General features: G+C 52.8%; 9 protein-coding genes and 1 CRISPR repeat array. All 9 genes read right to left on the bottom strand.

Annotated elements, in window-relative coordinates:
• The first annotated feature begins 49 nt into the window (after positions 1 to 49).
• Positions 50 to 1,132: a CRISPR direct-repeat array (repeat unit 32 nt; unit sequence GCTTCAATCCACGCTCCCGCACGGGGAGCGAC).
• Positions 1,133 to 1,400: 268 nt separating this feature from the next.
• Positions 1,401 to 1,691 (bottom strand): CRISPR-associated endonuclease Cas2, encoded by a 291-nt coding sequence (cas2, locus tag VEZ52_RS11140; RefSeq protein ID WP_022659420.1) that lies wholly within the window; start codon positions 1,689 to 1,691, stop codon positions 1,401 to 1,403.
• Between the two features lie 4 nt (positions 1,692 to 1,695).
• Positions 1,696 to 2,715 carry a type I-C CRISPR-associated endonuclease Cas1c gene (gene cas1c, locus VEZ52_RS11145; protein WP_324836873.1) on the bottom strand — a complete coding sequence of 340 codons (1,020 nt, stop codon included), beginning with the start codon at positions 2,713 to 2,715 and terminating at the stop codon, positions 1,696 to 1,698.
• Positions 2,712 to 3,347, bottom strand: a complete 636-nt coding sequence (gene cas4 / locus VEZ52_RS11150; protein WP_324836874.1) for a CRISPR-associated protein Cas4 — start codon at positions 3,345 to 3,347, stop codon at positions 2,712 to 2,714. Before cas4 ends, cas1c begins: the two co-directional genes overlap by 4 nt.
• The gene (gene cas7c, locus VEZ52_RS11155; protein WP_324836875.1) at positions 3,347 to 4,198 is read right to left on the bottom strand and encodes a type I-C CRISPR-associated protein Cas7/Csd2; all 852 of its coding nucleotides are present in this window, start codon (positions 4,196 to 4,198) and stop codon (positions 3,347 to 3,349) included. Before cas7c ends, cas4 begins: the two co-directional genes overlap by 1 nt.
• A gap of 1 nt (position 4,199) precedes the next feature.
• Positions 4,200 to 6,206 carry a type I-C CRISPR-associated protein Cas8c/Csd1 gene (gene cas8c / locus VEZ52_RS11160; protein ID WP_324836881.1) on the bottom strand — a complete coding sequence of 669 codons (2,007 nt, stop codon included), beginning with the start codon at positions 6,204 to 6,206 and terminating at the stop codon, positions 4,200 to 4,202.
• A gap of 5 nt (positions 6,207 to 6,211) precedes the next feature.
• Positions 6,212 to 7,003, bottom strand: coding sequence for a type I-C CRISPR-associated protein Cas5c (gene cas5c / locus VEZ52_RS11165; protein ID WP_324836876.1), 792 nt, complete (start codon positions 7,001 to 7,003; stop codon positions 6,212 to 6,214).
• 12 nt (positions 7,004 to 7,015) lie between these two features.
• The gene (gene cas3, locus VEZ52_RS11170) at positions 7,016 to 9,511 is read right to left on the bottom strand and encodes a CRISPR-associated helicase Cas3' (RefSeq protein ID WP_324836877.1); all 2,496 of its coding nucleotides are present in this window, start codon (positions 9,509 to 9,511) and stop codon (positions 7,016 to 7,018) included.
• Between the two features lie 879 nt (positions 9,512 to 10,390).
• Positions 10,391 to 11,461: a Smr/MutS family protein gene (locus VEZ52_RS11175; RefSeq protein WP_324836879.1), complete on the bottom strand. Its 1,071-nt coding sequence runs from the start codon at positions 11,459 to 11,461 to the stop codon at positions 10,391 to 10,393.
• Positions 11,462 to 11,541: 80 nt separating this feature from the next.
• Complete coding sequence (gene secG / locus VEZ52_RS11180) at positions 11,542 to 11,904, bottom strand: preprotein translocase subunit SecG (protein ID WP_324836880.1); 363 nt, start codon at positions 11,902 to 11,904, stop codon at positions 11,542 to 11,544.
• Position 11,905 lies beyond the last annotated feature (1 nt).

Below are 11,905 nucleotides of genomic sequence, written 5' to 3' on the forward strand. Positions count from 1 at the left end.
CACGGGGAGCGACCAATGGTTACGCAGCATCCAGGGCATCTGTAGGTGGGCTTCAATCCACGCTCCCGCACGGGGAGCGACTGGCTTAACGGTATTTGCCCGCTGCATGATGATGCTTCAATCCACGCTCCCGCACGGGGAGCGACCTTCGCCGCCCTGTAACCATAAGGATATCCACATGCTTCAATCCACGCTCCCGCACGGGGAGCGACCATCGCCGAGATATACAAGACCGCCAAGGGTAAAGCTTCAATCCACGCTCCCGCACGGGGAGCGACTGGAAAAGACGTTGGCGCAGCGGCTGGCAGAGGTGCTTCAATCCACGCTCCCGCACGGGGAGCGACGATCACCGCTATCAGTGCAGGCGGCAAGACATTTGCTTCAATCCACGCTCCCGCACGGGGAGCGACCGACCCGAATGAAACGGCTACAGCTCAGGCGCTGCTTCAATCCACGCTCCCGCACGGGGAGCGACAGCAGGCCCATCAGCAGTCACAGGGGCAGATGTGATGCTTCAATCCACGCTCCCGCACGGGGAGCGACGTAATGTACCGCCAATAATTTCCGTCATAGACGCTTCAATCCACGCTCCCGCACGGGGAGCGACGAACTCTTTGCGACATTCTTCGCGCCGGGACTATGCTTCAATCCACGCTCCCGCACGGGGAGCGACTTGCATGCCTGTTCGCAAGCTCCCTGCCTACATGCTTCAATCCACGCTCCCGCACGGGGAGCGACCGATCATCAAAGAAGACCAGTACGCGATAACAAGCTTCAATCCACGCTCCCGCACGGGGAGCGACTCTGGTCTGTAGACCACGCTGGGTCATCCCCAATGCTTCAATCCACGCTCCCGCACGGGGAGCGACCGTCCGAACTGTTGGGCAGCGTGGCTTGCAGGGGCTTCAATCCACGCTCCCGCACGGGGAGCGACTTGTAATCCAACACCTTGCGCCCACGCCTATGGCGCTTCAATCCACGCTCCCGCACGGGGAGCGACTTTTGCAATATTTGTTTTTGCATAATAACCAGAAGCTTCAATCCACGCTCCCGCACGGGGAGCGACATCACCTGTTTCTACTTTTATAAGTAAAGAAGATGCTTCAATCCACGCTCCCGCACGGGGAGCGACTGTGACCATTTTTCGCCTTTGCCTTGCAATGATATGCAGGGCATTTTTCGAGAGGGCCACGAATCTCGAATAAAAATTGCACCAAGCAAAACTACTTAAAAATTTACTACAATAAAATCATACTGTTAAAAAATCGAGCACCTCCCAGAAAAATGCTGTGCGCTTCAGGTTCTCGCGGGCTGTCTGCCAGAAGCGCACATATCCCCTTCTCTGCCATCTGGTCACTGCTGACACTCTCAGCCTGCCACTACATAATTATGTTCGTTATCTACAGAATCAGCGTTCCCTGAGGATCATATGATGGTTTTGCCCCAACATGCTCAACGCGATTTTTCCAGTTCGCACCCAAAAAGTAAAAGCGTAGGCTATCTTTTTCCTCATCCATGCAGTCCAGCAAATTATTGCGCAAGGCAACCCATTGGGCAGGATCAACCACGCACTCAAAAACAGAAAACTGCACGCGCTGCCCCCAATTTTCACAATGACGGGCAATTTTGCGCAGACGGCGCTTTCCAGCCGCATCCTGTGTATTTACATCGTAGCTTACCAGCACAAGCATGGCGTCACCGAATCACAAAGGGTGGGTAAGCATCCAGATCGCCACGCAGGTATCGGGCCAGCAAACGCGCCTGACAATGATATAACAGGCCTGCCGCCATTTTTTCCTGTAAAAAAGGATGCTCCACAGTCTCCTGTTTTCGCTCCTGCCATGCAGAGATCACATCTTTGCGCGTGGCATCATCCATAATCACCGCGCCAGATTCTGTTTTACGAAAGCCTTTGGCCTTCACTTGCCCTCGGTTGATAAGCGTGCAGGCCAGACGATCTGCCAAATACGGGCGAAATTCTTCCATTATGTCCAGAGCCAGACTGGGGCGTCCGGGCCTGTCGCGGTGCAGAAAGCCCACGGCAGGGTCAAGCCCGCAGCTTTCCAGCGCCCCGCGAACATCGTGCGCCAGCAACGTATATAGAAATGAAAGAAGACAGTTTACCGCATCTAACGGAGGACGGCGATTGCGCCCCTCAAACTGGAAGGTGCAGTCTTTTGCCTGAATAAGGCTGGAAAATACGCCAAAATACACTTGTGCCGCCTCGCCCTCAACGCCGCGCACCATATTGAGCGGCAATGGCTCGCGCAGGCGGGCAAGGCATTGGGCCAGCCGAGCAACTGCGGCATCAAGCTCCGCACTGGGGCGCTCGCGCGCTGTGCGCATAAGCACCGTGCGGCAATTGGCGATTTTGCCAATTACAATAGCGGTGGCAATGGCGGCAGAAGCCGCGCCATCATCCGCTCGACGATATTGCTCACGCCGCAACAGCACATTGCCGCTCACTGGCCCGTGCATGGATGCCAAAAATCGCCCATATTGCGTCAGCCACGATACTGTCACACCGTTTTCCGCGCAGTGACCCAGCAAAAAAGGACTGCACGAAATCTGCCCAAACAGCACAAGGCCGCCAAGCGTGTGGATGGGGATTTTTCCTTTAAGCGCATCGCCCTGGTACACGGCCACGCATTCGCCGTCTTTAGCCAAATAACTTTCCTGAGTAGTAACAAACAGTGTATTGAGCAGCGGTTTCATATGCTCTCCAGCACGGATTGCAGATAGCTCGCAGCCGAGGTTTGCGGGGCAAGCGGCAGGCAGGCGTCGCTCAGCGAGCACGCGGGGCAGATGTTGTTGGCTATTTCCAAAGGCGGAGGCGCAGGGGTAAGCCCTTTATTCAACAAATCCTGCACGGCAAGAATGGTGGCGCGGGTTTCATCCCGCAGGGAGTCGTCAAGAGCGACTACTTGCCGCCGCCGGGTTTTGCCGTAAAAGAGCGCCCCTTCAGGAATGGAGACTCGCAGCATTTCTTCGAGGCAGAGGGCTTGAGCGCAGAGCTGGATACGGTCTGCCGCCATGCTTTTGGGGCGGCCCCGTTTGTATTCGACAGGGTACGGCTGCCAGACATTGCCGTGCCGATGAAACTCCACAACGTCTGCCTGCCCTGTCAGGCCAAGAGCGCGCGAACAGAGCAACAGCCCTGAAACAGTTTTGCAGTCGCCTCGACTTTCGGATGCGTTGCTGTGGGCCTTTTCGTGCAGCTGACGGCCCTCGGCAGTGTACACGTTTTCCGTCCAGAGCTGTTCCAGATGGATGAGCGCACACTGCCGGGGGCAGAACAGATAATGCTGCAACGCCGATATGGGAATGGAATCGGCTGGGGGGTGCATTAGAAACCTGAAATGGTTTCAGCCTTCAACCCTGGAGTAGCTTCGCTGTTGAGCGTATAGCTGCCATCGGGGTTAACTGTAAGGCTTTTATGCACTTTTGCGGATGAATACTGCCCGGAAGCGCAGTTATGCTGCCACCAGAACACCTGACTGACGGCCATGCTGCCCTCCGGACGGGCAGACGAAGCGTCATTTTCAAACAGTCGGGGCAAGATGGCCTTGAGCACGGCAGCGTCTTCATCGCTAAAGCCGGTGCGTTCGGCAAGCTGCGGGTTCATGCTGCCGTAAAAAACGTATACGCCTTTGTCCACACGGTGCTTCATGCCCATGGTGTCCGAGCCGCGTTTGCTGCCATCGCCCTCGCCGCTGACGCTTTTGGTGATCTGAATACTTGCAACGCTGACAGGCTCCACGCTGAAGGCCGAGTGAATGCTCACCGGGCCGCGTACAGAAATGGAAACCCCCGCCGCATCACCATCTTTGCCAAAAGCAAAAAGCTGACCAAAAGCGCGCACGTCAAACCACTTGGCGCAGGCCTTTCGGGCGGTTTCTTCCTTACTGCATTTTTTGGGATTAAAAGCATCCTTGCCAAGGCCGTGCTCCGCAGATTCGGCCCTTTCCTTAAGCGAAGCCATGTTGTCAAGCTTGCGGTCGTCTGACTGCACAAAAACTTGCGTCCCCTTCTGCTCCATGAGCCGATCGCGGATCTTGCGCTTAAGGCAAACATCGCTGATTTCCCCATAGCCATCATAATCGGTACGGGGACGGTTGCCGTTGAGCGGATCGCCGTTGGGGTTGGCGTGATCTACGGTGAGAATAACGGCGAAGTCGATCTTGTGCTGCAGACTCATGTTACGCTCCTTGCTGGTCATTGGCTTCAGTGGTGCTTTCTTTATCAGCCTTGGCGTACAAGGCTGCCATCTGACAATGGTAGCCCAGCAGAAACTCACCACTGAGCTTGTCTGAAGAAGTAAATTCTTCGGGGACAAATTTATCGTAAATTTCTTTCCAGGCTTTTTGGGCGCGTGCAAGCAGTGCAACGCGGGAGCTGCCCTTCAGCCGCTGAATATATGGCTGCAATTGCGGCTCGAGCTGTCTCCACGTAGCAAAGGGATGGTCGGCAAAGCGCTGCATCAACCGCTCGGCATTGGTGGGGCGTTTTTCTCCCGCACTATCCAAAGCGGTGCGCTCAATATATTCCGCAACCGCCAGAAGCCGCCCAAAGAGGTAGTCACGGGATTTACGCGTTTCATCAAGTGCCATGCTGTATTCCTCTTCTTTTATGTGTCTGGCGAAATAGCCCCTGTACATGGCGCAGGCAACGCCCAGCACTTCAGCCCACTCCCATGCCTCATGCGCCGCGCGGTTGCAGGCACGGCGCACGCAACTCTCAACAATATCGCGCGGCAAAGATGCCCTATCAACAATGCATGGCAACAACCGCTCTACAGTTGCCTTGAGCAGCTTGTCGTCAATACGCCTGCCGTAAGCAACGCGGGCAATGGTTTCTGGCTTAGGAGCAAGGGGCGTGTAAACAGTGCGCGTTTTGGGTTTGCTCTGGCCCTCGCGTGCCTCGTCTATGCGCACGGGCAAGACCCATGCGCATTCTTCCTGCCATCGTTCCAGATTGTGCAGGTAGTCCTTAAGCATCTGCTCGCGATAGAACGTAACAGAAAGCCGACCAGGGCTGGCCGCATCCATAGCCATGATGGCGATGCCGTCAGTTTCCTTGAGATCAGCCTTGTATCCCAAGAGGGCTTTGTTCAGCCTTTTTGCAAAGGCCAGCCCCATATTAACGGGAGGAACAAAAGAAGGCCGGGCGGCGTCCTTCTCCGCCTGCACCTCAGGCGCGTCATCAAGCAAGAAGTCGTCGGCACTCAGATCAAACAAATCTTCACAAGGATTAGGCACGGGCGCGCCGCTCACAGCCCAGGCCACAACAGCCTGATCTCCGTTGCGGTAGCCTTGCCGCGCAATAAGCCAGCGCAAGGCATTGTGCGCCTTGTGGCTTACCTCATAGCCGACGGTGCAGGCCTGCTCCGGCTCCAGAAAGCGCCCCCGGTAGGTAAAATTTGCAGAATCATTGGAGGAAATAAGCTTTGCACCATCGCCGGGGCGGCGGATATTGCGCGGGTGGTTTCTAGCTACGGTATGAATTTGGCCTGAAACCATGCATAGAGATATATCTTTTGGTAAAAGGGCCTCAAATGAAACCCATTGTCGCTGTAGCTCCTTATTTCGCCATGAACGACTCTCCAACAAGCCCCCTACAACCTCCCAACAAACAACCGCATCACCCTGATCATAGTGCTTTGTCTTTGCATCTCTGACAAGATACTTAAAGATATCTTGCCCATCTTTTTGCGGCTCTGTCAGCAAATTACCCAATTCATCAGCTTGAAGAATACCCACTTTAATAAGATCTTTTACCAGTTCCTTTTTTTCAATATAGCTGTGAATCGCGCGAATGATCGGGTGTGAAAATTTTGATTCACTCCATGATGTCAGGAGATCAAAGTATGCCTCGAATGCCCCCTTAAACCTTACTTTTTTTTCTCCGTTATAATCACCTGCGCAATAATGAACTTTGTCGATTAGCGGATGTGGAGCAATTTTTTTTCCGGCTCTACCTGCGGAATCTTCGGTTGCCGGGATAATAAACTGCATTTTCAACGGCAGCAGCTCTGCCCTCACAAAATTACCAGCCCCGTCAATGACGACATGAATATGCGCCTGCTGGCTGGTATGGCTCACCGGCATAAGCGCCGGGGCTTCTTTGCCGCCGTCTTCCGCCTGCGGTGGGTCCACAAAGGCGGGATTTTTGGAGCAAGCTTCATACGTTTCAAAAAGCTTTTGCATCCAGCTCACAACGCACCCCCTTGCGGGCCGCCGTCAGAAAGCAGGCTTCGGGCATCGGGGTATGCCACGGTTTCGGGCTCCTGCAAAAGAAGGCATAGCGCTTCTTCATCACAACCCGCATAATTTTTGCCAGGATGGAACACCTTGGGCTTCATGGGACGAATCTCTTTACGCAGCAGCGAGGCGTCATCCGGCGAGGGGAATTCAATTATCCCCTTGCGCATTACAGGCTTCCAGAACCTTGCGCCAAAACTGGAACTTCCGGTTTCATCAGGATAATCAAATCCGTGAAACATGAGGCCAAAGGCCAGCTCTTCCAGGTCATCATACGCACCCGGCCCTTCGCCAAACCTGCAAGGCTCCACGTACCCCTGACAGTCGCGCGTACCCAAAAAAATATCCTGTCGGCCACCGCGCGCCAGCATACGCTTGGCTATTTCGTAGTGCTTGCCTTCAATCTGGTCTTGCTTCAGTTCCGGCCTATGCTCATTCCATACAAAACGGGCCTTTACCTGATAGGCAACATCAGCCAGATAGGTATAGATGGAAAGATCATTGCCGCCTGTGGTGGGCCTGATTGGTTTTACGCCCTTGGTTTGTGTGCGAAAGGGATGCAGAATGCGTACCTTTTCAATCACCCAAATCAGCGTTGGCTTCCAATATATTGATTTAGCTATACCTTTGAGAGCCTCATAGGTGGGAATGTGGTAAGAACATTTTTCCCCGCCGACTCGAGTTACAGGATCAGAAAACAGGGCATAACGCCCGTAAACAGTAAAGGATATGTCGTTATTCACTCAATCCTCCTATCAGTAATTACAAAGACGCAGTTTTTGCCCTGATTGCGCGCTAACGCCCTGTTCGTTACAGTAAAAATTGGGTTTCAGAGCAAACATGCCACTATCCTGAATGGGATACAAGGCATTTTTCTGTATAAGCTCGCGTTCTGTATGTGGAAAAATATTCACTGAAAATCGCTGAGCCTTACGCAAAAGCTCATATTTTTTATACAGTAAATCTGATGAACAAAGTGCGGCAATGATACCCTCGCCGTCTTCATAAGGCACCAAAATACTTTTTGATGTTGAGTCGATTGACTTGAAAATTTTTGCTGCGGCGCTGAATGATTGCCCCAGTGCTGGGAATTTTTTATTGTTAGCTATGAAACTATTACTGCCCAGCATATCGAGCAGAGAATTGCCATCTTTTGCCGCATAAGAAAGCACAGTACCCTTACGATGAAAGTAATGGTCAAAATATGTTGAAACGAGCTGTGGCATGGTGAGATCGTAGCCAGACTCCAGAAGCTCTTGTGCATACTTTATGCGCACTGTATCAAGAAAGATATCCCGTCCATCTTTGATGTCTTTCAGCCAGTCCAGATTTTCCGCATCCGCTTCTACCCGCACTACATGCACCCTTCCCGGCTCATTTTCTCCATGCCGATTGCAGCGACCTGCCGACTGAAGGATTGAATCAAGGCCCGCAGCCATGCGGATAACAGATCGAAAGCTGATATCCACGCCGCACTCAATGAGTTGCGTGCTTATGCAAAGCACAGGACGCCCGTTGTTCAGATCGTCACGCATTGCTTCTAGTTTTGCCATGCGGTGCGCGGGGCAGAGGTTGGTGCTAAGATAGTAGTGGTTTACGCCTTCTTGTTTGGCGCAAAGCGCATAAATTTTTTCTGCCGTTCGCTTGGTATTGCAGACCACCAAGCACGAGCCTTGCTTTTGCTGTTCATCTTGTGCCAGTGCGGCAACGCTTTCCACACTCATAACGGTGTGACAGTGGTCAAAAAATACCGTGCGTTTGAGGCTTGTGAACAGGTCTGGCACATCTGGCACGATTTCCATGCCGAGCTGTATATCAAGGCTGCCGCGCAGCGGATGCGGCAGATTGCCCAGCCTCGGCTGCGTAGCAGTGCAAAGTACAGCGGTTGAACCACATTGCCCGGTCAAAAAATCCACAGCGTTGCAAAACATGTGTAAACAGCGCACAGGGACTGTCTGCACCTCATCAAACACTATCACGCTACGCGCAAGATTGTGCATGCGGCGGGCAGAGCTTGTGCCTGCGCCAAACAGACTCTCAAGAAACTGTACCATTGTGGTGAAGACCACGGGAGCATCCCAGTTTTCGGACAACTTTTCCCATCGACTGACAACTTCTTCAGCGTCAGAATTTTCATCAGGCATAAAATTGGAATGATGCTCAAGCACTATAGATCCAGGCGCTTCACCTTGCTCAAGAATCTTTCGGGCTACATCGGCATTTTGATCAATAATGGATGTATATGGAATAACATAGATAACTCTGTCCATCTGGTGCTTTTGCGCGTGCAGCAGGGCAAAACGAAGGCTGGCCAGCGTTTTGCCGCCGCCAGTGGGCACAGTGAGAGTAAACATACCTGGCGCATCCTGAGCGCGTTGTGCGCAATGGGCAGATATATCGCCCCGTATACGGTCGATGGCGTGTTGCGGGGTCTTTTGGGCCAGTGCTTCTTCCAGACGCAACACCAGCGCATCCCAAGGGCGACTGACCCTGTTGCATCGAATCTCCGCCCCTTTCTGATCTTCAAAATCAGCGCTGTCTGTACGGTCAGCATCAATCAGACAACTGAATAAAAAACGCGCCAGCAATCCAAGCTGAAAATCACGACTGTTTGCGCAGTCTCCTTGGTCATTGATATCCGCACTCGCTGGCAGCTTGCTCATGACACGGTCGCGCAGCTTCACAAGGGCAGCACGCACTTCTAACAATAGCTCATTTGAAATTTTATCTTCTATCTCAGCAAGAAGAGCTTCATCGCACTGCTCAACGCACTGCTCATGGTGCGTTTTTTCCTCCGGCCTGGCCATGTAATCCAGAATAAAAACATCTTTACCGCCTAGGCTTGTACAGTCTTTTAACCCTGAATGGTGGGACAGAATGCACAAAGCAAGAATCCGGGCTATCGCCTTTTTCGTATCATTGCCTTGCAGATGCTTCCAGAGAAACTGCCCTCCGGCAAAGGCATGATTAATTTTCCCCTTGTTTGCGATGGGATCTGTATAGCCGGGTTCGCCAGGAGTAATGCAGCCAGCAGCGGAAAGAATATAATTCTGGAATTCTTTTGAATACTTGCCAAAATCATGCAACAAGCCAACCATATGGCCGACCAAGGGCAGCTCAACCTTTGCCGCAGCTAATGATGCTAGATCAGCGACGTTGCGCAGATGTTCAGAAAGAGGCTGTACTCGAACAGAAGCCCCATCTTGAGGGCGATAAATATGAGCCACGCAGTTATCAATCAAATCCGGCATGATGGCCCCCTTAAAGTCGTAATCAAAAACGGCATGTTAACACATTTAAATTTCATTATATTTGAAATATTATTCATATTGCAAATTTATTTCAATAAATGCATCTCCTCATTGCCCTAACTTTGACGTAACCATCTTTCGCAGGATTGCCCACGTCGCTGGTGCAGGCGGCATAGATTTGTACCGCTGGACTATGGTCGATACTTACAGTTAAGAATTCATATCGATGGTAACAAAACGCTATACTGAAGGAGGAAATAGTTACAGAACATTAAGCGGGGGAGGAGGATATCAGCGCGGTGAATCTCGTGATGAGGGGCGCAGAAGAAAAACTGCTATAGTGGGAAGTTGATCAAAAACTGATTCTTTGTCTGTTGGAGAAGGTATCTCCTAGGTAGTAACGAATGAATAATTACTCAAAAAGGTTATATTGCTTCCGTTTCGGACACGAATAGGGAGCGGACAAAAATGCAATTCTTCAATGTCGATGATGAATTGAGCGGACAGCATCACTTGCCTTTTCTTTCTGCTTGCACCGCTCGCTCGAAGTCTGGGATTATACGTGGAAGAAAGTCAATAATACTTGTAAAGTGCTGGGGGTATTAAGCAGCACATTGTGGCAATACTGTCGTTGCGCAACAATCTTTCCCCCAGCATTTACAACTCTTGACAAACATCCAGCACTGTAGGCACTGTGCTACACTCTAATCAATGATTTCAGCACACAGACAAGTCATATCAGAAACGATACCTCCAGCACGTACCTTTTGGCGGAGGTATAACCTCTCAGGCACTTGCTGCAAGTGAAGCCAAAGGCAGCTCCATGCCGAGTTGACTTGTCAAACACTTGCAAATGTTCATTTTTAAAAACAAGCGGCCTTAGTACAGGTCAGAATCCGCAGGCATTCTTTCCCAGTAGATACGGCCTTTTTTGCGATACTTGCGCAGCAGCACGTAGACGCTGCCTGGTCCGCCGTCGTGGGGCTGGGCTGTGCAGAAGGCCAACACCACCCGCTTGAAGGGATCCTGCGTCAGCCAGCTTTGCAGCTTTTCGCGCAGAACCCCCATACCGTCAGGCGAATTACGGCCACGGCCCGGCACCACCAGCACCGTGCGCAGGCCCTTATACCAGCTTCCTTTAAAAAAACCGCGCAGGGCTTCAAAAGCCTGCATCGCATTGAGGCCGTGCAGGTCAAGGTGGGCCTCCGGGCTGAGGCCTCCAGCGCGGAGCTTGTTCAGAATCATCTGGTCAAGGCCGACCACATGGCCCTCGAGGTATTCGTCAGAGAACGTCAGGGCAAATTCCAGCTTGCCGTCCATAAAATCCTGAAGGCTCAGTTCTCCATGCGGCGGTGGCGTTGCCGGGGCAGGAGCAGGAACAACATCCCGCCCGCCGCCGGTAAGGGGGCTTACCGTGCCCATGGCGGCAAGAAAGGCCGAGGCCTCGTCGTCTTCCTCATGTTGAACGGGGTCAACGGCGGCATTGCCTGGTTCCGACTTTCCAGATGACGCCGGGCCAGATGAGGTCTGGGTAGACAACGCATGACCGCTCGATATTTTAGCCGTCCCCAGGGCCGCACCCTTGGGTTTGCCAGCATCCTGCGCTCCGCCTCTGGCCGCATTTTTTTTGCCTTTGCCGCGTTCTTCAGCCAGGGCATCTGCCATACTGGTCATGGTGCCTCGTTCTTCCAGCGAAAACCCTGGATTTGCAGCCTTGCGGCTGTTTTTGGCAGGAGTCACGCTGCTCACGGCGTTCAAAAACAGATCGCAATCTTCATCCGAAATTTCAGCAGCCTGCGGAGTGCCAGCAGACGCGATAATGCGTTTGCCCTTGCCCTGGCCGTGGTGCGCAGGCTTGCGCTCATTGCCGCCGCTTTTTTGCTTTTCGGGGAATTTTTTTGCATTGAGCGCGCGGAACGGATTTGCCCCAAAGGCATCTGCGTCAGACATAAGGGCTCCACTCATGGGTTATGCGAATAAAAAAAGCCGCAGCACAGGCCGCGGCTTTAACAGTAAAACAGGTGCTGCGCTTATTGCGCCGCAGGCGCCGGGGCCTTCTGCTCGGCAGGAGCAGCGGGAACCACAGGAGCCGGGGTCGCTTCCGCACCGGGCTTGACAGCCGGGGCGGCGGGCCTGGGAGCAGCAGGCTCTTCAATCTTCACGTCAAGAATCGTAGACTGACTGGAAGGACGCGAGCTGGTCACGAGGGTGTAGCTGAGCGACGTGATAACAAAAATCACGGCCATCAGGGCTGTCAGTTTGGCAAGAATGCCGCCTGCGCCGCCGCTGCCGAACACAGAGCTGTTGCCACCGCCAAAAATCACGCCCATGCCTTCCTTGCCCGCCTGAAGCAGCACAAGAATAACCAGCAACACGCACACAATGATATGCAGC

This window comes from Desulfovibrio sp. (genome assembly GCF_035644575.1).
GTDB lineage: Bacteria > Desulfobacterota > Desulfovibrionia > Desulfovibrionales > Desulfovibrionaceae > Desulfovibrio.